Annotated in this window: 25 protein-coding genes; 10 read left to right on the top strand and 15 right to left on the bottom strand. The window is 71.6% G+C overall.

What is annotated here, in order from left to right; all coding sequences use genetic code 11:
* Positions 1–383: 383 nt before the first annotated feature.
* Complete coding sequence (locus tag ACZ45Z_RS33050; protein WP_468370532.1) at positions 384–1,052, bottom strand: DNA-3-methyladenine glycosylase; 669 nt, start codon at positions 1,050–1,052, stop codon at positions 384–386.
* A gap of 168 nt (positions 1,053–1,220) precedes the next feature.
* Here ACZ45Z_RS33050 and ACZ45Z_RS33045 point away from each other — a divergent pair, with 168 nt between their 5' ends.
* From ACZ45Z_RS33045 to ACZ45Z_RS33035, 3 genes are all read left to right on the top strand, one after another.
* Entirely contained in the window at positions 1,221–2,003 is a 783-nt protein-coding gene (locus ACZ45Z_RS33045) for a sporulation protein (protein WP_468370529.1), read from the top strand.
* A gap of 42 nt (positions 2,004–2,045) precedes the next feature.
* The gene (locus tag ACZ45Z_RS33040) at positions 2,046–2,585 is read left to right on the top strand and encodes a YbhB/YbcL family Raf kinase inhibitor-like protein (RefSeq protein WP_468370526.1); all 540 of its coding nucleotides are present in this window, start codon (positions 2,046–2,048) and stop codon (positions 2,583–2,585) included.
* 420 nt (positions 2,586–3,005) lie between these two features.
* Entirely contained in the window at positions 3,006–3,533 is a 528-nt protein-coding gene (locus ACZ45Z_RS33035) for an HNH endonuclease (RefSeq protein ID WP_468370523.1), read from the top strand.
* Between the two features lie 6 nt (positions 3,534–3,539).
* Here ACZ45Z_RS33035 and ACZ45Z_RS33030 read toward each other — a convergent pair whose 3' ends face one another.
* From ACZ45Z_RS33030 to ACZ45Z_RS33015, 4 genes are all read right to left on the bottom strand, one after another.
* Positions 3,540–4,307, bottom strand: coding sequence for a sulfite exporter TauE/SafE family protein (locus ACZ45Z_RS33030; protein ID WP_468370520.1), 768 nt, complete (start codon positions 4,305–4,307; stop codon positions 3,540–3,542).
* 61 nt (positions 4,308–4,368) lie between these two features.
* Entirely contained in the window at positions 4,369–5,307 is a 939-nt protein-coding gene (locus ACZ45Z_RS33025; protein WP_468370518.1) for an SPFH domain-containing protein, read from the bottom strand.
* A gap of 102 nt (positions 5,308–5,409) precedes the next feature.
* A complete protein-coding gene (locus ACZ45Z_RS33020; RefSeq protein WP_468370538.1) occupies positions 5,410–5,820 on the bottom strand; it encodes an NfeD family protein in 411 nt (136 codons plus the stop codon).
* 59 nt (positions 5,821–5,879) lie between these two features.
* A complete protein-coding gene (locus ACZ45Z_RS33015) occupies positions 5,880–6,671 on the bottom strand; it encodes an ABC transporter ATP-binding protein (RefSeq protein ID WP_468370515.1) in 792 nt (263 codons plus the stop codon).
* A 108-nt stretch (positions 6,672–6,779) separates the two neighbouring features.
* On the opposite strand from ACZ45Z_RS33015, the gene ACZ45Z_RS33010 reads away from it, so the two are divergent.
* The gene (locus ACZ45Z_RS33010) at positions 6,780–7,589 is read left to right on the top strand and encodes a hypothetical protein (RefSeq protein WP_468370512.1); all 810 of its coding nucleotides are present in this window, start codon (positions 6,780–6,782) and stop codon (positions 7,587–7,589) included.
* Positions 7,590–7,687: 98 nt separating this feature from the next.
* Here ACZ45Z_RS33010 and ACZ45Z_RS33005 read toward each other — a convergent pair whose 3' ends face one another.
* The 3 genes from ACZ45Z_RS33005 to ACZ45Z_RS32995 form a co-directional block, all read right to left on the bottom strand.
* Positions 7,688–7,933, bottom strand: a complete 246-nt coding sequence (locus ACZ45Z_RS33005; RefSeq protein WP_468370510.1) for a chaplin — start codon at positions 7,931–7,933, stop codon at positions 7,688–7,690.
* A gap of 151 nt (positions 7,934–8,084) precedes the next feature.
* Positions 8,085–8,714 carry a response regulator gene (locus ACZ45Z_RS33000; protein WP_468370535.1) on the bottom strand — a complete coding sequence of 210 codons (630 nt, stop codon included), beginning with the start codon at positions 8,712–8,714 and terminating at the stop codon, positions 8,085–8,087.
* A gap of 64 nt (positions 8,715–8,778) precedes the next feature.
* Positions 8,779–9,924, bottom strand: a complete 1,146-nt coding sequence (locus tag ACZ45Z_RS32995; protein ID WP_468370508.1) for a GAF domain-containing sensor histidine kinase — start codon at positions 9,922–9,924, stop codon at positions 8,779–8,781.
* A 622-nt stretch (positions 9,925–10,546) separates the two neighbouring features.
* Between ACZ45Z_RS32995 and ACZ45Z_RS32990 the strand changes: the two genes are divergently transcribed.
* Positions 10,547–11,302, top strand: coding sequence for a transglycosylase SLT domain-containing protein (locus tag ACZ45Z_RS32990; RefSeq protein WP_468370505.1), 756 nt, complete (start codon positions 10,547–10,549; stop codon positions 11,300–11,302).
* Between the two features lie 126 nt (positions 11,303–11,428).
* On the opposite strand, the gene ACZ45Z_RS32985 is transcribed toward ACZ45Z_RS32990, so the two are convergent.
* Positions 11,429–14,029 carry an ABC transporter ATP-binding protein/permease gene (locus ACZ45Z_RS32985; protein ID WP_468370502.1) on the bottom strand — a complete coding sequence of 867 codons (2,601 nt, stop codon included), beginning with the start codon at positions 14,027–14,029 and terminating at the stop codon, positions 11,429–11,431.
* Positions 14,030–14,668: 639 nt separating this feature from the next.
* Here ACZ45Z_RS32985 and serB point away from each other — a divergent pair.
* Entirely contained in the window at positions 14,669–15,916 is a 1,248-nt protein-coding gene (gene serB, locus ACZ45Z_RS32980; protein WP_468370499.1) for a phosphoserine phosphatase SerB, read from the top strand.
* Between the two features lie 124 nt (positions 15,917–16,040).
* Here serB and ACZ45Z_RS32975 read toward each other — a convergent pair whose 3' ends face one another.
* The 3 genes from ACZ45Z_RS32975 to ACZ45Z_RS32965 form a co-directional block, all read right to left on the bottom strand.
* Positions 16,041–16,559, bottom strand: coding sequence for a SixA phosphatase family protein (locus tag ACZ45Z_RS32975; protein WP_468370497.1), 519 nt, complete (start codon positions 16,557–16,559; stop codon positions 16,041–16,043).
* A 162-nt stretch (positions 16,560–16,721) separates the two neighbouring features.
* Positions 16,722–16,838 (bottom strand): SGM_5486 family transporter-associated protein, encoded by a 117-nt coding sequence (locus ACZ45Z_RS32970; RefSeq protein ID WP_468370494.1) that lies wholly within the window; start codon positions 16,836–16,838, stop codon positions 16,722–16,724.
* 16 nt (positions 16,839–16,854) lie between these two features.
* A complete protein-coding gene (locus tag ACZ45Z_RS32965) occupies positions 16,855–18,207 on the bottom strand; it encodes a CynX/NimT family MFS transporter (protein WP_468370492.1) in 1,353 nt (450 codons plus the stop codon).
* A gap of 145 nt (positions 18,208–18,352) precedes the next feature.
* Between ACZ45Z_RS32965 and ACZ45Z_RS32960 the strand changes: the two genes are divergently transcribed.
* The gene (locus ACZ45Z_RS32960) at positions 18,353–19,036 is read left to right on the top strand and encodes a FadR/GntR family transcriptional regulator (RefSeq protein ID WP_468370489.1); all 684 of its coding nucleotides are present in this window, start codon (positions 18,353–18,355) and stop codon (positions 19,034–19,036) included.
* 40 nt (positions 19,037–19,076) lie between these two features.
* Here ACZ45Z_RS32960 and ACZ45Z_RS32955 read toward each other — a convergent pair whose 3' ends face one another.
* From ACZ45Z_RS32955 to fabG, 3 genes are all read right to left on the bottom strand, one after another.
* The gene (locus ACZ45Z_RS32955) at positions 19,077–19,421 is read right to left on the bottom strand and encodes a hypothetical protein (RefSeq protein ID WP_468370486.1); all 345 of its coding nucleotides are present in this window, start codon (positions 19,419–19,421) and stop codon (positions 19,077–19,079) included.
* A gap of 143 nt (positions 19,422–19,564) precedes the next feature.
* Positions 19,565–20,335: an enoyl-ACP reductase FabI gene (fabI, locus tag ACZ45Z_RS32950; RefSeq protein WP_468370482.1), complete on the bottom strand. Its 771-nt coding sequence runs from the start codon at positions 20,333–20,335 to the stop codon at positions 19,565–19,567.
* Between the two features lie 5 nt (positions 20,336–20,340).
* A complete protein-coding gene (fabG, locus tag ACZ45Z_RS32945; RefSeq protein ID WP_468370479.1) occupies positions 20,341–21,045 on the bottom strand; it encodes a 3-oxoacyl-[acyl-carrier-protein] reductase in 705 nt (234 codons plus the stop codon).
* 294 nt (positions 21,046–21,339) lie between these two features.
* Between fabG and ACZ45Z_RS32940 the strand changes: the two genes are divergently transcribed.
* The 3 genes from ACZ45Z_RS32940 to tyrS all read left to right on the top strand — a co-directional run bounded on the left by ACZ45Z_RS32940 (position 21,340) and on the right by tyrS (position 25,913).
* The gene (locus tag ACZ45Z_RS32940; protein ID WP_468370477.1) at positions 21,340–22,872 is read left to right on the top strand and encodes a TldD/PmbA family protein; all 1,533 of its coding nucleotides are present in this window, start codon (positions 21,340–21,342) and stop codon (positions 22,870–22,872) included.
* Positions 22,869–24,329 (top strand): metallopeptidase TldD-related protein, encoded by a 1,461-nt coding sequence (locus ACZ45Z_RS32935; protein ID WP_468370474.1) that lies wholly within the window; start codon positions 22,869–22,871, stop codon positions 24,327–24,329. The genes ACZ45Z_RS32940 and ACZ45Z_RS32935 overlap by 4 nt, the downstream gene beginning before the upstream one ends.
* 180 nt (positions 24,330–24,509) lie before the next feature.
* The gene (tyrS, locus tag ACZ45Z_RS32930; RefSeq protein ID WP_468370469.1) at positions 24,510–25,913 is read left to right on the top strand and encodes a tyrosine--tRNA ligase; all 1,404 of its coding nucleotides are present in this window, start codon (positions 24,510–24,512) and stop codon (positions 25,911–25,913) included.
* Positions 25,914–26,019: the final 106 nt, after the last annotated feature.

Here is a 26,019-nt window from a genome sequence, read left to right as displayed (position 1 = left end):
ATCCTGTTTCACCAGGCTCTCCGGGCGCTTCCCTTCGGTCTTGCGTTTCCGACTCTATCAGATCCTCGCGGTCCTGATTTTCGCCGGTGCGTTTCTGCCTTTCGGCTTCTTCGCGTTTCCGACTCTATCAGATCCGATTCGTTCCTCTGCGAAGTCGCAGGCGGTTCGAATTCGGTATCCGATTGTCCGTCGGAAGGGTTGTTCGCGCCTTTCGGCGTGGTCACCACTTTAGCCGCTTTCCTTGACGACTCATAATCGAGGCGCCCGGATCGAATTTGGCGTCGCCAAAAGGACCCGGTTAAGGGAAGCTATGTCGAGTAGTTGGTTGCGCCGCCGGCGGTCCGCGCAGATAGCGCTGCCCGTCTCTTGCGGCTCGGGCTACGTTAGGCGGTCGGCGCGTCAGAGTCAAGGGGCTGCCGGGAGCGGCGGCGCGGGACGTGCGGGCGGTACCGGCTGACGGTCGGGTCGTCGGCGATCCAGTAGCGCCAGGGGTGGTCGGCGCCCTCGCCGCCCACGCCGGTGCGGGGGCCGCTGCGCACCTGCTCCGGGTCCGCAGGGGTGCCGTGCAGGACGGAGAGGTGGGCGTCGCCGTCGCAGAGGTCCAGGCCGTTGAGCGTGCGGTCGATGTCGAGGGCGGTGGCCAGGCGGGCCGGGCCCTTGGCGAGCTCGTGGGTGTTGCGGGCCTTGGGGCGGCGGCCGGCGGCCAGGGAGGTGCCGGTGAGGATCTCGCCGGCGCGCAGGAGGACTCCGCTCGCCTTGCCCTCGGGGCCGCAGACCAGGTTGAGGCTGAACCACATGCCGTAGATGAAGTAGACGTAGGCGTGGCCGGGCGGGCCGAACATGGAGGCGTTGCGGGCCGTGCGGCCCCGGTAGGCGTGGGAGCCCGGGTCCGTCTCGCCGTCGTACGCCTCGACCTCGGTCAGGCGGAGTTCGATCGTGCCCTCGGGGGTGCGGCGTACGAGGGTGCGCCCCAGGAGGTCGGGGGCGACGTTCTGGACGGGGCGGTTGAAGAATTCGCGGGTGAGCGGCATACGGTCCGGTACGTCGGTCATGCGTTCCGAGGGTAGTGGAGCCGTTTCGGCGGGCCGCTGGCCAGGGGACGTCGTGATTGGGAAGGTGTGGCCGTGGAACCGGCCCGCGCCGTTCCGCGTTCGTAGGAATCAAGCCGAGACCTCGGCGAGCTACACACAGCACAGGCGTTCCGCCTGGGGAGGACGAGCATGGGGTTCAAGAAGCTGCTGGCGAGTTTGGGAGCCGGGGGCGCGTCGGTGGAGACGGTGCTCTTCGAGGAGAACGTCGTCCCGGGCGGTGTCGTACAGGGAGAGGTGCGGATCCAGGGCGGGTCCGTGGCGCAGCAGATCGAGGGGTTGTCGGTCGGGCTGCAGGCGCGCGTCGAGGTCGAGGGCGGCGAGGAGGAGTACAAGCGGAACATCGAGTTCACCAAGCTGCGGCTGGGCGGGGCGTTCGAGGTGCAGGCCGGGGCGGTGCACACGGTGCCGTTCGGGCTGGAGATTCCGTGGGAGACGCCGATCACGACGTTCATGGGGCAGCACCTGCACGGGATGAGTGTCGGGGTGACGACGGAGCTGGAGATCGCGCGTGCGGTGGACTCCGGTGACCTGGACCCGGTGAACGTGCATCCGCTGCCGGCGCAGCAGGCGATCCTGGACGCCTTCGGGCGGCTCGGGTTCCGGTTCAAGGGCGCTGACCTGGAGCAGGGGCACATCCGGGGGACGCGGCAGCGGCTGCCGTTCTACCAGGAGATCGAGTTCTTCGCGCCGCAGCAGTACCGCGGGCTGAACCAGGTCGAGCTGTCGTTCGTCGCCGACGACCGGGAGATGGACGTGGTGTTGGAGATGGACAAGAAGCCGGGGCTGTTCAGCGAGGGGACGGACTCCTACCGGTCGTTCGTCGTCGGTCTGGGTGACTTCCAGGGGACCGACTGGGCGGGATACCTCAATCAGTGGCTGGCCGAGGTCGGTGGTAAGCGGAACTGGCTCTAGCCTGGCCGGAAAGGTGTCAGCAAGCGATCAGGAGGTGTCGAGGTGTCCGAGCTGAAGCGGCGGCCGCTCCCGCACGAATTCCATCCGCCGGTACCGGAGTTCACGGTGGTGAGCGAGGAGGTGGAGCCGGGCGGGACGCTGCGGCCGGAGCAGGTCAAGGACGCGGGGAACCGTTCGCCGCATTTGCGGTGGGAGGGTGCTCCGTCGGGGACGAAGAGTTATGCCGTCACCTGCTTCGACCCGGACGCGCCGACGGGCAGTGGGTTTTGGCACTGGTCGCTGTTCGACATCCCGGCGTCGGTGACGGAGCTGCCGGCGGGTGCCGGGTCGGGTGACATGAAGGGGTTGCCCGAGGGCGCCGTGCATGTCCGTAACGACTACGGCACGCGGGACTTCGGGGGCGCGGCGCCGCCGCCTGGGGATGGTCCGCACCGTTATGTGTTCACCGTCTACGCGGTGGACCAGGACACGCTCGGGCTCGACGCGGACGCCTCGCCCGCGGTGGTGGGATTCACGCTGCGGTTCCACGCGATCGGCCGGGCTCAGCTCATCGCCGAGTACGAGGTGCCGGCCGAGGGCTGAGGGCCGCTTATTCCGTTGCGCCCCGGCGCTTCTCGCACGCAGAGTGGTACGTGGTCGGCGGCCCGCACAGGGTGGCCGGTCGGTCGGTACCGCAGTGGCGGGAGCGGCGGGGCGCTGGTGTGTCGTCCGCCGTTCGCCGGAGTCCGTGATCTTTTCGGGCGTCCGCACCGGCCGTCGTTCGCTCCGGGTCCCGCGTGTCACACGGGGGCGGGATCCGGAGCGCACCTTTCCCGGCGCGCGAACGGAGCGGCCCGGTGCCGGGTCTGGGTCTGAGCTTGGGGCCCATTACCTCGAATTCATCTTCTGATCACCCGTCATTTACCTTCTGTGGTGCGGAAATTGCGTTGTCGGGGGAATCGATCCCACTGCACAGTGGAGCCACTTCGCCACGGGGGCGAACGGGTCCGGGAGGTGGGCGGGATGCGCGAGACGCTGGTGCTCAACGCGAGCTTCGAGCCGTTGTCGACGGTGTCGCTGCGGCGTGCGGTGGTGCTGGTCATGCAGGACAAGGCCGTGGTGGAGCACGCGCATCCGGGGCTGCGGATCCGGGCCGCTTCGGTGGATGTGCCGGTGCCGCGGGTGATCAGGCTCAGCAGATACGTACGGGTGCCGTTCCGAAGACGGGCGCCGTGGTCGCGCCGGGGGGTGCTGGTGCGGGACCAGCATCGTTGTGCGTACTGCGGCAGGCGGGCGACGACCGTGGACCACGTCGTGCCGCGGTCGCGCGGCGGCGGGGACACCTGGCTCAACACCGTCGCCTGTTGCGCGGAGGACAATCACCGTAAGGCGGACCGGACGCCCGAGCAGGCGGGGATGCGGCTGCTGCGGCGGCCGTTCGAGCCGACGCCGGCGGACGCGATGCTGTCGGCGCTGGGGGTGTCGGTGCGGGAGGAACTGCCGGAGTGGCTGGCTTCCGCGGCCGGGCCCGGAGCCGAGGCGGCGGCCTGACTCGCCTCAGGTGAGGAGGAGTTGCACGATCGCCGCGAGGCCGACGGCGACGATGACGGCGCGCAGGACGGTGGGCGGCAGGCGCCGGCCCACCGTCGCGCCGATCTGGCCGCCGAGGGCCGAGCCGACGGCGATGAGGAGGACGGCGGTCCAGTCGAAGTCGGCGACGAAGAGGAAGAAGAGGGCCGCGACGCCGTTGACGAGGGCGGCGAGGACGTTCTTGAGGGCGTTGACGCGCTGGAGGTCGTCGTTGAGCAGCAGGCCCATCAGGGAGAGGTAGAGGACGCCCTGGGCGGCGCCGAAGTAGCCGCCGTACGCGCTGGCGAGGAGCAGGCCGGTCAGCAGGGGGAGGCCGCCGTCGCGGTGTGCGGTGGTGCCGTCGTGGTCGCGGCGGGCGCGGAGCGCGGCGGCGAGGCGGGGCTGTACGACGACCAGGACGAGGGCGACGGCGATCAGGGCGGGGACGATCGCGGCGAACGCTTCGGAGGGCAGGGCGAGGAGCAGGATGGCGCCGGCCAGTCCGCCGAGGAGGGCGGTGGCGCCGAAGCGCAGGACGCGGCGGCGCTGGCCGGTGAGTTCGCGGCGGTAGCCGATGGCGCCGCTGATCGAACCGGGCACCAGGCCGAGGGTGTTGGAGACGTTCGCCGTGAGGGGTGGCAGGCCGACCGCCAGCAGCACCGGGAAGGTGATGAGGGTGCCGGAGCCGACGATGGTGTTGATCGTGCCGGCGCCGAGGCCCGCGGCGAAGACGGCGGCTGCTTCCCAGAGGGTCATGCCCACTCCCCCGTGCATGATCGGTGCGTGTGGGACCGATCATGCACCAGGGAGCGTCGGGTCAGTCGATGGGGGGCGCCTCGCGGTGGGGCGTGCTGGGCTTGGTGAGGCCGCTGCCGCCGCCCGCGGGGTTGAAGTTGCCGAGGGCGCCGCCCAGGCCCTTGAGGGCGTCGCCGATCTCGCTGGGCACGATCCAGAGCTTGTTGGCGTCGCCTTCGGCGATCTTGGGGAGCATCTGGAGGTACTGGTAGGACAGCAGCTTCTGGTCGGGGTCCCCGGCGTGGATGGATTCGAAGACGACGCGGATCGCCTGGGCCTCGCCCTCGGCGCGCAGGGCCGCGGCCTTGGCGTCACCTTCGGCGCGCAGGATCGAGGACTGCTTCTCGCCCTCGGCGGTGAGGATCTGGGACTGGCGGACACCTTCGGCCTGGAGGATGGCGGCGCGCTTGTCGCGGTCGGCGCGCATCTGCTTCTCCATCGAGTCCTGGATGGAGGTCGGCGGCTCGATGGCCTTGAGCTCGACGCGGTTGACGCGGATGCCCCACTTGCCGGTGGCCTCGTCCAGGACGCCGCGCAGTGCGGCGTTGATCTCCTCGCGGGAGGTAAGGGTGCGTTCCAGGTCCATGCCGCCGATGATGTTGCGCAGGGTGGTGACGGTGAGCTGCTCGATGGCCTGGATGTAGCTGGCGACTTCGTAGGTCGCGGCGCGGGCGTCGGTGACTTGGTAATAGATGACCGTGTCGATGTTGACGACGAGGTTGTCCTGGGTGATCACCGGCTGCGGCGGGAACGGCACGACCTGCTCGCGGAGGTCGATGCGGTTGCGGATGGAGTCGATGAACGGGACGACGATGTTCAACCCGGCGTTGAGCGTGCGGGTGTAGCGGCCGAAGCGTTCGACGATGGCGGCGCTGGCCTGGGGGATGACCTGGATCGTCTTGATGAGTGCGATGAACACGAGCACCACCAGGATGATCAGGACGATGATGATCGGTTCCACAGCGGCTCCCGTGCCCTTCGTTGCTGGTCCGTGCCGGCCGTCGACCGGCTTGGCGGTTGATCAGTCTTTCAGAGTCGTGGGTCGTCGCGCAGCGTGTTCGGGTCAGATGACGACCGCGGTGGCGCCTTCGATCTCGACGACGTCGACCTGTTGGCCCGGTTCGTAGACCTGGTCGGTGTCGAGGGCGCGGGCGGACCAGACCTCGCCGCCGAGTTTGATGCGGCCGCCGGCGGAGTCGACGCGTTCGAGGACGGTGGCGCTCTTGCCTCTGAGGGCGTCGACACCGGAGGCGAGTTGAGGGCTTTGGCCGCGGTGGCGGTTGGCGAGGGGGCGTACGACCGCGATCAGGGCGACCGATACGGCGGCGAACACGAGGAATTGCGGGACGGTGCCGCCACCGAGTCCTGCGGTGACGGCACCGGCGACGGCGCCGACCGCGAGCATCCCGAATTCGGGCATCGCGGTCACGACGAGAGGAATACCCAGTCCTACGGCGGCGATCAGCCACCACACCCATGGATCCACGGGTTCATGGTAGATCGGCGGAGCGGCCCGGGACAGGGTGCGATCGGTCAGGAAAGGGGCAGTCCCTGAGCGGTCCAGCGGTCGCCGCGGCGCTCGACGATCAGCGGGAGGCCGAAGCAGTGGGAGAGGTTGCTGGAGGTCAGCTCCAGGTCGAGGGGGCCGGCGGCCAGCACCTTGCCCTGGCGGATCATCAGCACGTGGGTGAAGCCGGGGGCGATTTCCTCGACATGGTGGGTGACCATGATCATGGAGGGGGCGTACGGGTCGCGGGCGAGGCGGCCCAGGCGGCGCACCAGGTCCTCGCGGCCGCCGAGGTCGAGGCCGGCGGCCGGCTCGTCGAGGAGGAGCAGCTCGGGGTCGGTCATCATCGCGCGGGCGATCAGGGTGCGCTTGCGCTCGCCCTCGGAGAGGGTGCCGAACTTCCGGTCGAGGTAGGCGGTCATGCCGAGGCGGTCGAGGAAGGCGCGGGCGCGCTGCTCGTCGACGTCCTCGTAGTTCTCCTGCCAGCTCGCGGTCATGCCGTAGGCGGCGGTGAGCACGGTCTGGAGGACGGTCTGGGAGCGCGGGAGCTTGTCGGCGAGGGCGATGCCGGCGACGCCGATGCGGGGGCGCAGGTCGAAGACGTCGACCTGGCCGAGCTTCTCGCCCAGGATCGAGGCGGTGCCGGTGCTCGGGAAGACATAACTGGAGGCGACGTTCAGGAGGGTGGTTTTGCCGGCGCCGTTGGGGCCGAGGATGACCCAGCGCTCCCCCTCCTTCACCGACCAGGAGACCTGGTCCACCAGAGCCCGTCCATCGCGGACCACGGATACGTCCACCAGCTCCAGTACATCGCTCATGAGCGCGTTGTCTCCCATTGCTTCTCGGTCGTCGCGTGCGCCTGCCGGCGCATCCCCCCAGCAAACCTACGCCACTCGATGTCAGTGCTGTTCCCTAGGCTGGGGACCATGCTCGATGAACCTCGATCAGGACTGCTGGCCTCGTGGGGAAATGCCCTTTTGGCCGGACTTGTCTCACCTGATGAAGCCGCGCACCGTATCGCGGACGACGACGCGGTGCACCGCGTGGAGGGCCTGCCCGGCGAGACGTCGCCGGTCGGGCTGACGCTCGCGCTGGGGCGGCTGCGCACCCTGGGGGCGGTCGGCCTGCGGGTCGCGCTGCCGGCGCCCGGGCATCCGCTGGGGCTGAGCGGGCCGCCGGAATTCAACGCGCGGGCGCTGGAGGCCGGGGAGGCGGTGCTGGCCGTGGGCGCCTCCGTGGGGCTGGTGCCGGAGATATACGAGGCCGGGCCGGAGGGGGGCGCCGGGCCCGATGTGCATGTGGAGGTTCTCTGGCACTGCCTGCCGGTGCGGGAGGGGCCGCCGGCCGATGTGCCCTCGCTCGGCGAGGCGGAGCGGGAGCTGGCGCAGGCGCTGCGGGAGGCGACCGAGGCGCTCTCGTCGCTGGACGTGGCCGGGTCCGGGCCGGTCGCCGAGGCGGCGCTGGAGGCGTACCGCGCGCGGGCGGAGGCCGGGCGGCAGGTGCTGGCGCCGGGTTACCCGCCCCGGGCGGTGCGGGTGTTGGAGCTGGCGCAGCGGGTGGGCGCGCTGGTCGGGATCGCCGAGCGGGCGGGCGGCGGCGGGGAGCACGGCGGGGCGGTGAGCGCGTCGGAGATCGCGGCCCGGGCCGAGGTGCTGCGGCCGGTGGAGCGTACGGCCCGGCGGGCGCAGGTGGCGGCGTACAACGCGGCTTTGGAGGAGCGGGAGCGGCGGGGGTGAGGTGAGCGGCGCCGGTCGGACCGGGGCCACGACGGGCCCGGCCCCGCGGGCGGTTGCCTGCGGGGCCGGGCGGGGTGTGCCGGGTGGCGAGCCTGCGCTCAGTGGTTCAGGCAGGGGTTGCCGAAGACGGGGTTGAGGGCACCGACGATGGAGACGGTGTTGCCGCAGGCGTTCACGGGGACCTCCACCGGGACCTGGACGAGGTTGCCGGAGCCGATGCCGGGGGACTCCACGGCCGTGCCCTGGGCCAGCGGTGCGCTGTGCGCCGAGGCGACACCGGCGCCCGCGAGGGCGAGGCCGCCCGCTGCCATCGTGATCGCCGCTGCCCGCTTGATGTTCTTCACTTCTCTTGCTCCTCGTTGCCGTTGCCGTGACCAGCCGCCACGACTGCACTGGGAAACGGCAGGGGCCGGGAGGGAGATACGCCAAATGGGCGACGTCTACACGACAGTATGAATCTCGCACCGGAGGACGACACTCCGCTTCGGGCTGTGGTCAGTCTCCGATGCCGTGCCGGACGGCCCACAGCGCGGCCTGGGTCCGGTCGGCGAGGTCGAGCTTCATGAGGATGTTGGAGACATGGGTCTTGACCGTCTTCTCCGACAGCACCAGCGCGCGGGCGATCTCGCGGTTGGAGCGCCCGTCCGCTATCAGCCCGAGCACCTCGCGCTCCCGCTCGGTGAGGGAAGTGCCGCGCCCCTGGCCGTTGTTGCCCTCCTCCTGGGAGAGCAGGGCGCCGGCGACCTCGGGCTGGAGCAGGATGTGACCGGCGTGCACGGACCGGATGGCGCCGGCCAGCGCGTCGGGGTCGATGTCCTTGTAGACGTAGCCGGCCGCGCCCGCCCGCAGCGCGGGGACGACGGTGCGCTGTTCGGTGAAGCTGGTCACGATCAACACCCGTGCGGGGTTGGCCAGTTCGCGGAGCTTGCGCAGCGCCTCGACGCCGTCCATGCCGGGCATCTTGACGTCCATCAGGACGACGTCCGGGCGCAGTTGTTCGGTCGCGGCGACACCCTCGGCGCCGTCGGACGCCTCGCCCACCACCTCTATGTCGTCCTGGACCTCCAGGAAGGTGCGCAGTCCGCGGCGTACGACCTGGTGGTCGTCGACGAGCAGGACGCGGATCGCCCGGTCGTCAGGTGACCGGGTCCCGGCCGCCGGGAGTCGCCTCGCGTCGCCCCTCTCCTTGTCAGCCACCGGGTACCTCCATCTCGACAGCGGTGCCCTTGCCGGGCTCCGACTCCACGGTGAGCTTTCCGCCGACGCCACCGGCGCGGTCCCGCATCGAGACCAGGCCGAGGTGACGGCCGGCCCGGCGCACCAGGCCGGTGTCGAAGCCGCAGCCGTCGTCGGCGACGCGCAGCAGCACGCCCTGGCCGTGGCGGGCAAGGGTCACCTCGACGCGGGCGGCGCCGGAGTGCCGCAGGGCGTTGTGCAGGGCTTCCTGGGCGACGCGGAGCAGCGCCTCCTCCTGGGACGCCGGCAGCGCCCGGACGCCTCTCGCGGCGAACGTGACGCGTGCGGTGTGGGCACGGTCGAGGACCTGCGCCTGGGAGCGCAGGGTGGCGACCAGGCCGTCCTCGTCCAGGGCGGCCGGCCGCAGTTCGACGACGGCGGCGCGCAGTTCGTCGGCGGCCTCGGCGGCCAGCGTGGCGACCTGGTGGAGTTCGTCCTTGGCGCGGGCCGGGTCGCGGTCGACCAGTGCGGTGGCGGCCTGGGCGGTCAGGCGGAGGGAGAAGAGCTTCTGGGCGACCGCGTCGTGCAGTTCGTGGGCGAGGCGGGCGCGCTCCCCCGCGATGGTCAGCTCGCGGCTGCGCTCGTACAGGCGCGCGTTGGTCAGGGCGATGGCGGCGTGCTGGGCGAGGATGCCGAGCAGTCGTTCGTCGTCCTCGGTGAAGCCGCAGCCGCCGTGCGGTTTGGCGCAGCGCTTGTTGGCGAGGAAGAGGGCGCCGAGGATCTCGTCGCCGTCGGCGACCGGCAGGCCGATGAAGTCGGACATGTCCGGGTGGGCGGCGGGCCAGCCGCCGAAGCGGGGGTCGGTGCGGACGTCCGCGAGGCGCTCGGGTGTGGCACCGTGCAGCATCGCGGCGAGGATGCCGTGCTGGCGGGGCAGCGGGCCGATGGCCTTCCACTGCTCCTCACTGACACCGTCCACGACGAACTGCGCGAAGCCGCCGTGGTCGTCGGGCACTCCGAGGGCCGCGTACTCGGCGTTCAGCAGCTCGCGCGCCGAGGCGACGATCGTCTTGAGGACGTCGCGCACCTGAAGGTGCCTGCTCATGGCCAGGATCGCGGTGCTCACCGCGGGGATCCCCGACCCCGGTCCGTTGGTCATGGCCTCACCGTACCGGCGGCGTGGGGCACCCGTATCGGTCCACCGGCGCCCGCGGCCTCGGTCCACCGGCCTAGGCCGGACGTCGCCCTGGGGCCGCCCCGAAGACAGCGAGGGACGGGTCCCTCTATATAGGGAGACCACAGCCATAGAGGACAGGTCGGCTATATATGGACAGTCGGGGCATCGCTACTACCGGGCGTCGTGGGCCGGTGGCGCGCCGGGCAAGCGGGGCGGTGACCAGGCGAGCGCTGCGAAGTGTCCCGTTTCGCCGGAAAGGCGCCTGACCAAGGTGGGGCCGAGCCCCGACCTCTACAGGCTGTGCGTTTGCAATTACACGGCGCGAGACAAACCCCCTGCCTCTGTGACCCCGCCCACAGGACGCAGGTCACTTACGACCCCGCTTAGTGGCCACATAAAGCCGGTGTGAGCTGGGTGGCGACCACCCCCGACGCATTTCTGGACCCCGGGGTTCCACTAACCGGGATCGTACGTCACACCTTTGCCGGGTGAATTTCCGGCCGCTAAGAATGGCTCCCGTCGCTCGGCGCCGTGATCAGGACTCGGCGTATCACGCCCCCCAAGGCCCTTGCGGCGGTTCCCCATTGGAAGAGGTCTACTGCGCATGCCCAAACACGCTCTTTCTGGAGTCAACCGGACTCGCAAGCTTTCCATCGCGGGTGTCTCGGCGGCCGGTGCCGCCGCTCTGGTCTTCGCCCTCGTGCCGGGTGCCGACGCCGATGAGGGCAAGGTCGAGACGGCCGCCGTCCAGAACGTGAAGCCGGCCGCCTTCAGCGCGGTCGGCAGCGCCGCGGAGACGCAGCGGGCCACCATCACCCGGCAGGCCGACGACTCCGCCGCGCAGGGCAGGGCGGAAGAGGCCGCGAAGAAGGCCGCCGCCGAGAAGGCCGCACGGGAGAAGGCCGCCGCCGAGGCGAAGGCGAAGGCCGACGCGAAGGCCAAGGCCGAGGCCGAGGCGAAGGCCGAGCGGGAGCGCGTGGCACAGCAGGCCGCCAGCCGCTCCGCCGCGCGCCCGGCCGCCCCCGCGCCGAAGACCTACGCCGACAACCTGGACGGCTGGATCCGCGAGGCGCTGGACATCATGGCCCAGCACGACATCCCCGGCTCCTACGACGGCATCCACCGCAACATCATGCGGGAGTCGGGCGGTAACCCGATGGCCATCAACAACTGGGACATCAACGCCCAGAACGGCGTGCCGTCCAAGGGCCTGCTCCAGGTGATCCAGCCGACGTTCGACGCGTACCACGTCGAGGGCACCGCGTACGACCTGTACGACCCGGTGGCGAACATCGTCGCGGCCTGCAACTACGCGGCCGACACCTACGGTTCGATCGACAACGTCAACTCCGCCTACTGAGGCGCCGGCTGACACCACTGGCGATTCATCGCGCACACCGCCGAGGGGCGGCACCCGATCCGGGTGCCGCCCCTCGGGCGTGCGGTCCGCGCGCCCGGGGCGCGAGGGAGGTGTGTGCCGCGTGCGCTACTCGCGCATGACCTCGGGCTCGTGGCGGCGCAGCAGTCGCGCGACGACGAAGGCCAGGCCGATGCCCAGGCTGATCAGGATGACCATGTCCATCACGTAGACGCCGGTCTGGTGCTTCCACAGCGGGTCCGGGTTGCCCAGCTCCCACGGCAGCAGGGTGTTCATGTCGGCGGTCGCGCCCATCGCGGCGACGGCCCAGCGCGACGGCATCAGCCAGGAGAACTGTGCGACGCCCACGGTGTCGAAGAGCTGGAAGAGCACGCCGGTGAAGACGACCTGGACGATGGCGAACATGACCAGCAGCGGCATGGTCTTCTCGGCGGTCTTGACCAGCGAGGAGATGATCAGGCCGAACATCATCGAGGTGAAGCCGAGCGCGATGACCGCCAGCGCCATCTCGATGGCCGGCGCGTTCTTGACCAGCAGGCCCTCGGCGGGCATGTTCCGCGTGGAGAAGCCGATCGCCGAGATGATCACGCCCTGGATGGCCGTGACCACGCCGAGCACGATCACCTTGGACATCAGGTACGCCGACCGCGACAGGCCGGTGGCCCGTTCGCGCTCGTAGATGACCCGCTCCTTGATCAGCTCACGGACCGAGTTGGCCGCGCCCGAGAAGCACATGCCGACCGCGAGGATCAGCATGATCGTGCTCGCGTCGCGGTTCGTGCGGTGCTTGGCCGGCGGCCCGTACGCGAAGCCGTAGTCGCTGGGGATCAGCATCGACACCACGCCGAGCACGGCCGGCAGCAGCACCATCAGGGCGAGGAAGCCGCGGTCGGAGGCGAGCACCGAGACGTAGCGCCGCATCAGCGTCATGAGCTGCGAGCCCCAGCTCTGGGACTTCTGCATCCGGGCCGGCGGCGACTGGACCTGGACCGACTGCGGGGCGACCGCGTCGATGTCGGCCGCGTACATCTGGTAGTGCGGGGAACCGCGCCAGCGGCCCATCCAGTCGTAGTCGCGGTAGTTCTCGAACGCCGAGAAGACGTCCGCCCAGGTGTCGTACTGGAAGAAGTTCAGCGCTTCCGCGGGCGGGCCGAAGTAGGCCACGCCGCCGCCCGGCGCCATCACCAACAGCTTGTCGCAGATACCCAGTTCGGCCACCGAGTGGGTGACGACCAGGACCGTGCGGCCGTCGTCGGCGAGGCCGCGCAGCAGTTGCATGACGTCGCGGTCCATGCCCGGGTCGAGGCCGGAGGTCGGCTCGTCCAGGAAGATCAGCGACGGCTTGGTGAGCAGCTCCAGGGCCACCGACACGCGCTTGCGCTGGCCGCCGGAGAGCGAGGTGACCTTCTTGTCCTTGTGGATGTCGAGCTTGAGCTCGCGCAGCACCTCGTTGATACGGGCCTCGCGCTCGGACTCCGCGGTGTCACCGGGGAAGCGGAGCTTGGCGGCGTACTTGAGGGCCTTCGCGACGGTCAGTTCCTTGTGCAGGATGTCGTCCTGCGGGACCAGACCGATGCGCTGGCGCAGCTCGGCGAACTGCTTGTAGAGGTTGCGGTTGTCGTAGAGGACGTCGCCCTCGTTGGCGGGGCGGTAGCCGGTCAGCGCCTTGAGCAGCGTGGACTTGCCGGAGCCGGAGGGGCCGATGACGGCGATCAGCGACTTCTCCGGGACGCCGAAGGAGACGTCCTTGAGGATCTTCTTGCCGCCGTCGACGGTGACGGTGAGGTGGCGGGCCGAGAAGGAGACCTCGCCGGTGTCGACGAACTCCTCCAGACGGTCGCCGACCAGCCGGAACGTGGAGTGGCCGACGCCGATGATGTCGTTCGGGCCGATCACGGCGGTGCCGGACTTGGGGACCGGCTGGCCGTTGACGTAGGTGCCGTTGTGGCTGCCCAGGTCACGGATCTCGAAGCGGCCGTCGGGGGTGGCACGGAACTCGGCGTGGTTGCGGGAGACCTGGAGGTCGGAGACGACCAGTTCGTTCTCCAGCGCACGGCCGATGCGCATCACGCGGCCCGTGTCGAGGCGGTGGAAGGTCGTCGGGCTCCGGTCGCCGTGCGCCGGCGGGGCCTGGCCGCCCGCGTTCGGAGCCGGCCGCTCCTGGGGCTGCGGCGCCTGCTGCTGGGGCACTGCCTGCTGCGGCGGGACGTACGGCGGCTGCTGCCCCTGCGGGGGCGCCTGCCAGCCCTGCTGGGCGGCGGGCGGCTGCTGGGCCGGCGGCTGCTGTACGGGCGCCTGGTGGGCCGGCGGCGCCTGGTGGGTGGGCGGCGCCTGCCAGCCCTGCGCGCCCTGCTGCGGCGGCGCCATCGCGGGCTGCGCGCTGTAGGCACCGGCGGCCGGCGCCCCGGCGGCCGACAGGCTCACCCGGGGACCGTCGGTGGCGTTGCCCAGATGCACGACCGAGCCGGGGCCGATCTCCATCTGGTGGATCCGCTGGCCCTGCACATACGTGCCGTTGGTGCTTCCCTGGTCTTCGATGATCCAGCCGCGACCGGCCCACCGCACGGTGGCGTGCCGCCAGGAGACCCTGGCGTCGTCGAGGACCATGTCGCCCTGCGGGTCACGGCCCACGTTGTAGGACCGGGACGGATCGAGCGTCCAGGTTCTTCCGTTCAATTCCAGTACGAGTTCAGGCACTCCATGCCCCATTACATAGTCCCCCGAGTGACGCCCTGTATGGGAAGTCCAGGGATGGCGAACATCCTGAGGAACTATTTCAGGCTCGGCCCTCCGACCGGAAACCGGGACGGGGCCGGGGCCTTGGCGCGGCGGCGGAACGGGGCCGGCCGAAATACCCCGGAGCGCGGGAAGAAGGCACGGATACGGTGATTTCCGTGGAACAGGCCCATTCCGGCCGACCGGGATTCCGCCGGGGCGCCGACCGCCGTCCTGCGAGGGCAGGACGTACGGGAGCCCACCCGGCGGGCCGCGGCCTCCGCGAAACAAGGGTGAAGGGGGGCATAGCCGTACGTTCCCGCGACCCTGGGTGCGCGCGGGAGGCGGCGATCCGGGGCCGGGGCGCCCTCCGGGGCCCTCGGCGGGCCTCGGGCGGGAACCGTGGCGCGCACCCGCCGCGCGTAACCCCGTGGCTCTTCAGGTGAGTTGGCGCCCCGTTCCGCACCGCGTCCCGGGGCCTCCGGGCGCGCGGACACGAGTCGGTAACGATCGGAGGGGACGGCCGGGGCCCCCGGCCGCGGCGGGAGGCCGGGAGGCATACGGGGGACGTGCCGGTCCGAACCACGGACACCTGTACGGGGGCGCTCGCCGGGCGGCTACCGTAAGAGCACCATGAGCGCATCGCAGACCCCGCCTGCCACCGCCGTCCCAGGCGATGACGTACCGACCCTTCTGGTGAAGATCTTCGGGAAGGACCGGCCCGGCATCACCGCAGGTCTCTTCGACACCCTCGCCGCCTACTCCGTCGATGTCGTGGACATCGAGCAGGTCGTGACCCGGGGACGCATCGTGCTGTGCGCGCTGGTCACCGTCCCCGCGTCCACCCAGGGCGCGACCGGTGCCGCCGAGGGCGACCTGCGCGCCACCGTGCACAACTGGGCCGAATCGCTGCACCTCCAGGCGGAGATCATCTCCGGCCGCGGCGACAACCGTCCGCGCGGCACCGGGCGCTCGCACGTCACCGTGCTGGGGCACCCGCTCACCGCGGAGTCGACCGCCGCCATAGCGGCGGCCATAACGTCGACCGGCGGCAATATCGACCGTATCTTCCGGCTCGCGAAGTATCCGGTGACGGCCGTGGAGTTCGCGGTCTCCGGTGCGGCGACGGATGTCCTGCGCACCGTCCTGGCCACCGAGGCCGCGAAGCTGGGGGTGGACGTGGCGGTCGTCGCGGCCGGGCTCCAGCGCCGAGCGCAGCGGCTGGTCGTCATGGACGTCGATTCCACGCTCATCCAGGACGAGGTCATCGAGCTGTTCGCGGCGCACGCCGGGTGCGAGGCCGAGGTCGCCGAGGTGACCGCCGCCGCGATGCGCGGCGAGCTGGATTTCGAGCAGTCGCTGCACGCCCGCGTGAAGCTGCTGGCCGGGCTCGACGCGTCCGTGGTGGAGGCCGTGCGCAAGGAAGTGCGGCTCACTCCGGGGGCCCGCACCCTGGTGCGCACCCTCAAGCGGCTCGGCTATCAAGTCGGCGTCGTCTCGGGCGGTTTCACGCAGGTCACCGACGCGCTCAAGGAAGAGCTGGGGCTGGACTTCGCGTCCGCCAACACGCTGGAGATCGTCGACGGCAAGCTCACCGGGCGGGTGACCGGTGACATCGTGGACCGGGCCGGCAAGGCGCGGCTGCTGCGGAGTTTCGCCCAGCAGGCCGGGGTGCCGCTCGCGCAGACCGTCGCGATCGGCGACGGCGCCAATGATCTGGACATGCTGAACACGGCGGGTCTCGGGGTCGCCTTCAACGCCAAGCCGGTGGTACGCGAGGCGGCGCACACGGCGGTGAACGTGCCGTTCCTGGACACCGTGCTGTATCTGCTGGGCGTCACCCGCGAAGAGGTGGAGGCCGCGGCCACCCACCTGGGGTGACGCGGCGCGCGGGCGCCCGGTGACGGGCTTCGACCGAGGGGAAGGGCTCCGGCGGGTGCCGGGGCCCTTCCGTCCGCTCGGGGCCGGGGTCAGCGTCCGTCGGGCCGGCCGCCGCTCACTGGTGTCACTCGTGGGGCGGGAGGTAGGCGACCAGGCGGCCGACGCCGTGCTCGACCGCCTTCCACGAACCGTTGAACGCGATCACGGCCATCGCCGCGGTCGGGAACCCACCGCGGTTCATCCGCTCCAGCAGATCGCCCTCCGCCTGGCCCGTGAGCGCGTCGGCGAGGGCGTGCATCCCCGGGTTGTGGCCGATCACCAGCAGGTCGTGCACCTCGTCCGAGGTCTCGTTCAGCAGCGCGATGAGCTCGCCGAGCGAGGCTTCGTAGAGCCGGTCGTCGTACACCGTCTTGGGACGGTGCGGGAGCTCGGAAACGAAGAGCTTCCACGTCTCGCGGGTGCGGACGGCGGTCGAACACAAGGTCAGATCGGGCGTGATCCCGGCTCCGGCCAGCCGTCGGCCGGCGGCCGGCGCATCCATGCGGCCGCGGTCGGCGAGCGGACGCTCATGGTCGCTGCCGTCCGACCATTCGGCCTTTGCGTGGCGGAGGAGGACAATCCGGCGGGGTGTATCGGCGCTCATGCGTCCCAGCTTCGCATGAAAGACGGCGCGGGGCGCGGGGTGTTGACGGGCTGCCCCCTGCCGGGTGACAAGCGCGCGGGCGGTCACCGCGGGGCCGTCCCGAGGAGCCGGGCGAGGGAGCTCCGGTGAGGGGCCGGGCCGTCCCGGGCTCCCCCGGTCCGGTCACGGCGCGGCGATACTCGCGATGATCCCGATGACGACGGTCAGCGCGAGCATGGCGCCCAGGACGAGGAGCAGCTTCTTCTGGCCGCCCTGCGGATTCGGTTCGAGCACTGGCATGCGCCCAGTGTCCCACTCAGGTCTCGTCCTCGATCCGGCGGTCCCGGCCGGCCAGTACGCCCATCACGATCTGCGGCACCATCAGCCCGGCCATCAGCGCGAGGGGCAGCCCCCAGCCGCCGCTGTGCTGGTAGAGAGTGCCGACCAGCAGCGGTCCGGGGAGGGAGATCAGGTAGCCGACGCTCTGCGCGAAGGCGGAGAGCTTGACGACGCCGGCGGAGCTGCTCGACCGCATTCCGATCATGGTGAGCGCCAGCGGGAAGGCGCAGTTGGACAGGCCCATCAGCAGTGCCCAGGCCCAGGAGCCGGCGGCCGGGGCCAGCCACAGCCCGGCGTAGCCGGCCAGGCCGCACAGGCCCAGCACCACGGCGAGCGGCCCCTGGTGGCGCATGCGCGAGGCCAGGCGCGGCAGGACGAAGGAGAGCGGTACGCCCATCGCCATGGTGACGGCGAGCAGCACGCCCGCGGTGCCGGCGGAGACCCCGGCGTCGCGGAAGATCTGCGGCATCCAGCCCATGGTGACGTAGGCGGCGGTGGCCTGGAGGCCGAAGAAGACGGCCAGCGCCCAGGCGGTCGGCGAGGCCGTGATCCGTACGGGCGCCCGCGCGGGGGGCTCGGCGGCGTCCGGGGCGGTCCGCGTACGGCCCGCGCGCTGCCGGAGGGCGACCGCGAGCCAGGGCACCACGGCGACGGCGGCGAGCGCCGCCCACATCGCGAGACCGGTACGCCAGTCGCCGCCGAGCGCGGCGGTCATGGGGACGGTGAGGGCCGCGGCGAGCGAGGTGCCCAGCGCCAGGGCCATGGAGTACAGGCCGGTCATCGCCCCGACCCGGTCGGGGAACCAGCTCTTGATGACGACGGGCATCAGGACGTTGCTGACGGCGATGCCCGCGAGGGCGAGCGCGCTGGCGGCGAGGAAGCCGGCGGTGCCGCCGGCGAACGGCCGGACCGCGACGCCGGCGGCTATCGCGATCAGGCCGGCGAAGACGATGGCGCCCGGTCCCCAGCGCCTGGCCAGGCGGGGTGCGACGCTGCCGAAGACGGCGAAGCACAGGGCCGGTACGGAGGTGAGCAGCCCGGCGACGGTGCCGCTCATGCCGAGGCCGGTGCGGACCTCTTCCAGGAGGGCGCCGAGGCTGGTGATGGCGGGCCGGAGGTTGAGCGCGGCGAGGACGAGGCCGGCGATCACCAGGCGCGGCAGCCAGCGGGCGGCGGCCGGCCCGGTGGCCTCGCCGCCGTTCCCCGCGGCTGTCCCGTCGGCGCCTCCGTCGGCCGTTCCCGGCCGCCGGGCGCCGTCGTCGCGCCGTGCTGGTGGGGTCGTCGGGGGCTCGGCCGCGGGGCCGAGGGTCGCGAGGTCTTCGTCTGCCATGCGGGCCATCATAGAATCATGGGATGAATGCCTGTCCACTCGTTATCGGTAGCCTCTGCCGTCCCGGGCCGCGCCGCGGGCCGGCGGGTCCGGCCGGTGCCCGCGCCACCGCCCTCCGCCCGCCGCACACCTTGGGAGCACGGCCATGCCGCTGACGTCGCCCCGCCGGTCCGCACTGGCCGACCAGGTGATCGCGCAACTGCGCGGCCAGATCACCTCGGGTGAGTGGCCCGTGGGCTCCCGCATCCCGACCGAGCCGGAACTCGTCGAGCAGCTCGGGGTGGCCCGTAACACCGTCCGGGAAGCCGTCCGGGCGCTGGCGCACAACGGGCTGGTCGACATCCGGCAGGGCTCGGGCACGTACGTGGTGGCCACCAGTGAGCTCGCCGGGGTGATGAACCGCCGGTTCGCGGACGCCGATCCCCGGCACGTCGCCGAGCTGCGCAGCGCCCTGGAAGCGGAGGCCGCCCGGCTCGCCGCACGCCGCCGCACCGCGCAGGACCTGCGGCAGATCGACGCGCTGCTACTGCGGCGCGAGGCGGCCTGGGAGTCCGGCGCGGCCGAGCCCTTCGTAGAGGCGGACGCGACGCTGCACATGGCGATCGTGGCGGCCTCGCACAACGAGGTGCTGGCGGAGATCTACGCCGACCTCGGCGGCGTGCTGCGCGACTTCCTGCGGGCCGACGTCGGCACGGTGCTGCGGCCCGAGGCGCACATGGACCACGCGCGCCTGGTGGAGGCGATCCGCGCGGGTGACGGCGATCTGGCCGCCGCCGAGGCGAGCGCGCATCCCTTCGGCTGCCGGCTCGCCCTCATGGAGCGCGGCTGACCGGGTCCGCCCGATGACGCGTGGCCGACCCGGCCCGCCCTCATGGGGCCTGGCTGATCCACAGGTCGGCGATCTCCTGCCAGCAGCGGCCGGAGAGGGTCAGGCGCTGGGCGGGGCCGACCGTCACGGCGCGGGTGTCCACGTCCGGGTCGTACCACCGCTTGCATTCGATGTGCAGCCGCACCTGGCTGTTGTTGCCGTTGGGGTTGAAGCAGTTGGCGATGCCGGTGCTGCCCACCACTCTGGTGCGGCACTCCGCGTGCGGCGCGTCCTCCGGATCGTCGGACGCGGGGGGTGGCACGGCCCGGGCGGCCGGTGCGCTGGCCCCCAGGAGCGCCGCCAGGGTGATCGTCAGGGTTGCCGTACGGCGTCGGGATTTCAGCACGCCGGTACCTCCTCCCCACGATGCGCCGGGAAGGTCCCGGACACCTCCCCCAGTGTGTGGCGGGTGCCGCCGGTTCTCGACTCGAAAACGCGTTCTGCCCGCCCCGGCGGACCGGGACGGGCAGTACGGATGCGCTTCGGGCGTCAGGCCCCCATCATGTGCACTCCGCCGTCGACGTGCACGATCTCACCGGTCGTGCGCGGGAAGAAGTCGGACAGCATGCCGACGACGCCACGGCCGGCCGGCTCCGGGTCGGCCAGGTCCCAGCCGATCGGGGCGCGGTGGTTCCACACGTCCGCCAGCTCCTCGAAGCCGGGGATGGACTTGGCGGCCATCGACTTGATCGGCCCGGCCGAGACCAGGTTGCAGCGGATGCCCTTGGGGCCCAGGTCGCGCGCGAGGTAGCGGTTGGTGCCCTCCAGCGCCGCCTTGGCCACGCCCATCCAGTCGTACTTCGGCCAGGCGATCTGCGCGTCGAAGGTGAGGCCGACGACCGCGCCGCCGTGCGCCATGAGCGGCAGGCAGGCCATGGTCAGCGACTTGTAGGAGTACGCCGAGACCTGGACGGCGGTGCTGACGTCCTCCCAGCTCGCCTCCAGGAAGTTGAAGGCGCCCTGCGGGCCGAAGGCGATGGAGTGCACGATGCCGTCGAGGCCCGCACCGTCGCCCTGGTGCTCGCGGATCTTGTCGGCGAGGCCGTCCAGGTGCTCCTGGTTGGTGACGTCCAGCTCGATGACCGGGGCGGGCTTGGGCAGCCGCTTGGCGATCCGCTCGACGAGAGAGAGCCGGCCGAAGCCGGTGAGGATGACCTCGGCGCCCTCGTTCTGGGCGACCTTGGCCGCCTGGAAGGCGATGGAGGACTCGGTGAGCACCCCCGTGACCAGGATGCGCTTGCCTGCAAGGATTCCACTCATGCTGATCAGTGACCCATGCCCAATCCGCCGTCGACAGGAATGACGGCTCCGGTGATGTACGCGGCCTCCTCGGAGGCCAGGAAGCGGACCGAGGCGGCGATCTCCTCGGGCTGCGCGTAACGCGCGAGCGGGACCTGCTTCACGATGTTCTCCCGCTGCTCGTCGGTGAGCACCCGGGTCATGTCGGTGTCGACGAAGCCGGGGGCGACGACGTTGACGGTGATGTTGCGGCTGCCCAGCTCCCGGGCGAGCGAGCGGGCGAAGCCCACCAGGCCGGCCTTGGAGGCGGCGTAGTTGGCCTGGCCCGGGGCGCCCATGAGGCCCACCACGGACGAGATCAGCACGATCCGTCCCTTACGGGCGCGCAGCATCGCGCGGTTGGCGCGCTTGACCACCCGGAACGTGCCGGTGAGGTTGGTTTCGACGACCGAGGTGAAGTCCTCCTCGGACATCCGCATCAGCAACTGGTCGCGGGTGACGCCGGCGTTGGCCACCAGCACCTCGACCGCGCCCTGCTTCTCCTCGATCTCCTTGTATGCCTGCTCGACCTGCTCGCTGTCCGTGATGTCGCACTTCACGGCCAAAAACCCCTCGGGGGGTTCGCCCGAGCGGTAGGTGATGGCGACCTGGTCGCCTGCCTCGGCGAAGGCTCGGGCAATGGCGAGGCCAATGCCGCGGTTACCTCCGGTGACCAGAACCGAGCGGCTCAAGAGATCACCCTTTCCGTTTCCTGTCCGTCCTGAGTTCGGTACGAAACTATCGGTCACGGGGCTCTTCCGTGGAATCGAGCCCGGACAGGCGCGCACCCCGGTCACTGTCGGGTCCCGACAGAAGCACGCCCCGCGCCCCTTACGCGGCCCCACCCTCCGGCCTGTGGTCCGGACCTTCGCCGGGCCCCTCGCCGGACTTCTCGCGGCACGACGCGCCGCGCCCCGCGACCGGTGCCCTCTGGGCGGGGCGTAGCGCGCAGGGGATGATGCAGGCGCCGACTACGGGAGGATCACGTGCCCGCTTCACCCCATGCCCTTGACGAAACGTTCCTGGCACTGCCGACGCACGCCCTGGCCGACGCCGCGCTGGCCCGGGCCCGCGCGCTGGGCGCCACGCACGCCGACTTCCGCCTGGAGCGGGTGCGCAGCGCGGCCTGGCGGCTGCGCGACGCCCGTAGCGCGGGGACCTCGGACACCACCGACCTCGGATACGCGGTGCGGGTGGTGCACGGCGGGGCCTGGGGGTTCGCGTCCGGGGTGGACCTGACCATGGACGCGGCGGCGCGGGTGGCCTCCCAGGCGGTGGCGATGGCGAAGCTGTCGGCGAAGGTGCGCGCGGCGGGCGGATCGCAGAGCCCGGTGGAGCTGGCCGAGGAGCCCTCGTACCCGGACCGGACCTGGGTCTCGGCGTACGAGATCAACCCGTTCGAGGTGCCGGACGCCGACAAGACCGATCTGCTGGCGGAGTGGAGCGCGCGGCTGCTGGCGGCGCCGGGCGTGGCGCACGCGGACGCGTCGCTGCTGACCGTCCAGGAGAACAAGTTCTACGCCGACACCGCGGGCACCAGCACGACCCAGCAGCGGGTGCGGCTGCATCCGCAGTTGACCGCCGTCGCGGTGGACCCGGCGAGCGGCGGGTTCGACTCGATGCGCACCCTCGCGCCTCCGGTGGGGCGCGGCTGGGAGTACCTGACGGGCGCCCACTACGACTGGGACGGTGAGCTGGCGCGGATCCCGGACCACCTCGCGGAGAAGATGCGGGCGCCGGGCGTCGAGGCGGGCCGCTACGACCTGGTGGTGGACCCCTCCAACCTGTGGCTGACGATCCACGAGTCGATCGGGCACGCCACCGAGCTGGACCGGGCGCTGGGCTACGAGGCGGCGTACGCGGGCACCTCGTTCGCCACCTTCGACCAGCTCGGCACGCTCGCGTACGGGTCCGAGATCATGAACGTGACGGGCGACCGGACCGCCGAACACGGCCTGGCGACGATCGGGTACGACGACGAGGGGGTGGCCGGGCAGTCCTGGGACCTGATCCGCGACGGTGTCCTGGTCGGCTATCAACTCGACCGCGGCATCGCGAAGTCGACCGGTTTCGCGCGCTCCAACGGATGCGCCTACGCGGACTCCCCCGGGCACGTGCCGCTCCAGCGGATGGCGAACGTCTCGCTCCGGGCGGCGCCGGACGGGCCGTCGACCGAGGAGCTGATCTCGGGCGTCGAGCGCGGCATCTACGTCGTCGGCGACCGGTCCTGGTCGATCGACATGCAGCGGTACAACTTCCAGTTCACCGGCCAGCGGTTCTTCCGGATCGAGAACGGCCGGCTGGCCGGGCAGGTGCGCGATGTCGCCTACCAGGCGACCACCACCGAGTTCTGGGGCTCGATGCGCGCGGTGGGCGGCCCGCAGACCTACGTCCTGGGCGGCGCCTTCAACTGCGGCAAGGCCCAGCCGGGACAGATCGCCGCCGTCTCGCACGGCTGCCCCTCGGCCCTCTTCGAAGGCGTGAACATCCTCAACACGACGCAGGAGGCCGGCCGATGAGCCCTCGACGCACCACTCCGCACGAGATCGTCGAGCGCGCCCTGGACCTGTCCCGGGCCGATGACTGCGTGGTCATCGCCGACGAGCACTCCAGCGCCAATCTGCGCTGGGCGGCCAACGCGCTCACCACCAACGGCGTCACCCGCGGCCGGACACTGACCGTCGTGGCGCTCGTGGACGGCAAGCGGGGCACCGCCTCGGGCGTGGTGTCGCGGTCGGCGGTCACGGCGGACGATCTGGAGCCGCTGGTGCGGGCCGCCGAGGACGCCGCCCGGGGCGCGGGTCCGGCCGAGGACGCCCAGCCGCTGGTCGGCGGCTCGCCGATGTCCCCCGGCTTCACCGACGCGCCCGACGAGACGGGCCCCGAGGTCTTCGCGGCGTTCGCGCCGGCGCTGGGCGAGGCGTTCCGGCAGGCCCGCGCCGGCGGTCGCGAGCTGTACGGCTTCGCCCAGCACGGGGTCGTCACCTCCTACGTGGGCTCCTCGGCCGGACTGCGGCTGCGGCACGACCAGCCGACCGGCACGCTGGAGCTGAACGCCAAAGCGCCGGGCCCGGGAAAGTCGGCGGGCTCCGGAGCGGTCCCGTCCCGCTCGGCGTGGACGGGCCGCGCCACTCGCGACTTCACCGACGTCGACCCGCGCGAGCTGGACGCCGAGCTGGCGCGGCGGCTGGGCTGGGCCGAGCGGCGGATCGAGCTGCCCGCCGGGCGGTACGAGACGCTGCTGCCGCCGACCGCCGTCGCGGACCTGATGATCTACCAGCAGTGGTCCGCCGGTGCCCGGGACGCCGCGGAGGGCCGTACGGTCTTCTCCAGGCCCGGCGACGGCGAGGCGGCCGGCCGGCCCGGGGCCGGGACCCGACTGGGCGAGCGGCTGTCCCCGCTGCCGCTGACGCTGCGCAGCGACCCGCGGGCGCCCGGCCTGGAGTGCGCGCCGTTCGTGGTGGCGCACGCCTCCGGCGACGACGACTCGGTCTTCGACAACGGGCTGCCGCTGGCCGCCACCGACTGGATCCGCGACGGCGTCCTGAGCCGCCTGGCCACCTCCCGGCACACCGCCGCCCTGACCGGCCTCCCGGTGGCGCCCGCCATCGACAACCTCCTTCTGGAGGGTGGTGGTTCGCGCTCCCTGGACGAGATGGCCGCGGCGAGCGGCCATGACGGCCCGGTCCTGCTGCTGACCTGCCTGTGGTACATCCGCGAGGTCGATCCGGCGACGCTGCTGCTGACCGGCCTGACCCGGGACGGCGTCTATCTGGTCGACAAGGGCGAGGTGGTCGGCGAGGTCAACAACTTCCGCTTCAACGAGTCGCCGGTGGACCTGCTGTCCCGGGCGATGGAGGCGGGCCGTACCGAGCGCACTCTGCCGCGCGAGTGGAACGACTACTTCACGCGTGCGGCGATGCCCGCGCTGCGCATCCCGGACTTCAACATGAGTTCGGTCAGCCGGGGGGTGTGAGCGCGCCCGGCCGGCCGGAGCCCGCGGCTTCCGGGCCGGTGCCGGTGCCGGTGCGCCCGGTCGGTGCCCGCGGGGTCCGGTCGGTGCCCGCGGGGTCCGGCCGGGCGATCACCGGCCCGCGGGCTAATAGACTGTCCGCCTGTCCTCCCCTTTCCGGAACCACGATCGATCAGGAACGCCATGACACGCCTCGGCGAATCCGTCGCCCGCGCCACCACCCTGCTCTCCCGCGACCTCTCCTCGGACGGCACCGTCCAGGAGCTGCTCCAGGAGACGGGCGCGCGGCGCTCTCTCGACCTGACGGACCTGCCCGCCAAGGAGCAGGCCGAGCTGATCGCGGCGCGTACGGTCGAGGTGCTGCCGGGCGTGGAGAAGCTGGCCGAGCGGATCGAGGAGCGCCGCGCGGCGGGCGGCGGCCTGCACATCAAGCTGGGTATCGACCCGACGGCGACCGATGTCCACCTGGGCCACGCCGTGCCACTGATCGTTCTCAGCCGGTTCCAGCGGCTGGGCCACGCCGTCACGCTGATCATCGGTGACTTCACCGCCAAGATCGGCGACCCGTCGGGCCGTACGGCCGAGCGGCCGCCGCTGACCGACGAGGACATCGCGCGCAACCTCGCCACCTACCGCGAACAGGTGCGCCCCTTCTTCGACTTCGAGAAGGTCAGCTTCCGCCAGAACAGCGAGTGGCTGGCGCCGTACACCTTCCCCGAGCTGCTCTCGCTGCTCTCGCAGGTGCCGGCCTCGCAGTTGCTCCAGCGCGAGGACTTCCGCAACCGGCTGGCGGCCGGCTCCGGTCTGACGATGACGGAGCTGCTGTACCCCGTCGCGCAGGGTCTGGACTCGGTGGCGCTGGAGTGCGACGTGGAGCTGGGCGGTTCCGACCAGCTCCTCAACCTCCAGATGGGCCGCAAGCTGATGGAGCTGCGCGGGCAGCGGCCGCAGCTCGTGGTGACCATGCCGCTGATCGAGGGCACGGACGGCACCGGCGCCAAGATGTCCAAGTCCAAGGGCAACTACGTCGGGCTGAGCGCGCCCGCCGACGAGGTGTTCGGCAAGATCATGTCGGTGCCGGACCGGCTGATGGAGCCGTACCTCAAGGCGTGGACGGAGTGGACGGACGAGGAGATCACGCTCGTCCTGGCCCGGGTCGCGGACCGGTCGCTGCACCCGATGGACCTCAAGAAGATCCTCGCGGGCGAGGTCGTCACGGCGCTGTACGGGCTGGACGCGGCGATGGCGGCCCGGGCCGGTTTCACCGCCCAGTTCTCCAAGAAGTCGTTCGCCGACGTGGAGTCCCTGCCGGTCGTCGAGCTCGCCGAGCACGGCGCGGAGAGCGTGGCGGCGGTGCTGACGAAGGTGCTGGAGTTCACGCCGAGCGCGTCGGCGGCGCGGCGGCTGGCGAAGCAGAACGCGCTGCGGCTGGTCGTGGAGGGCGAGGCCGGGCAGGAGACAGTGGTGCTCGCCGAGGCGGACGCGGTGCGGCCGCTGGCGGAGGTGCTGGCCGAGAAGGTGGCGGGTGCGGCCGGCACGGCGTACCTCAAGGCCGGGCGCAAGCTGGCGCAGCTGTCCGGGCGCTGACGGCGCGGCCAGGGGCGGGGGGGGGGGGGGGGGGGGGGGGGGGGGGGGGGGGGGGGGGGGGGGGGGGGGGGGGGGGGGGGGGGGGGGGGGGGGGGGGGGGGGGGGG

Source organism: Streptomyces sp. NPDC031210 (genome assembly GCF_055570395.1).
This window is presented reverse-complemented; position numbering and strand designations above follow the sequence as displayed.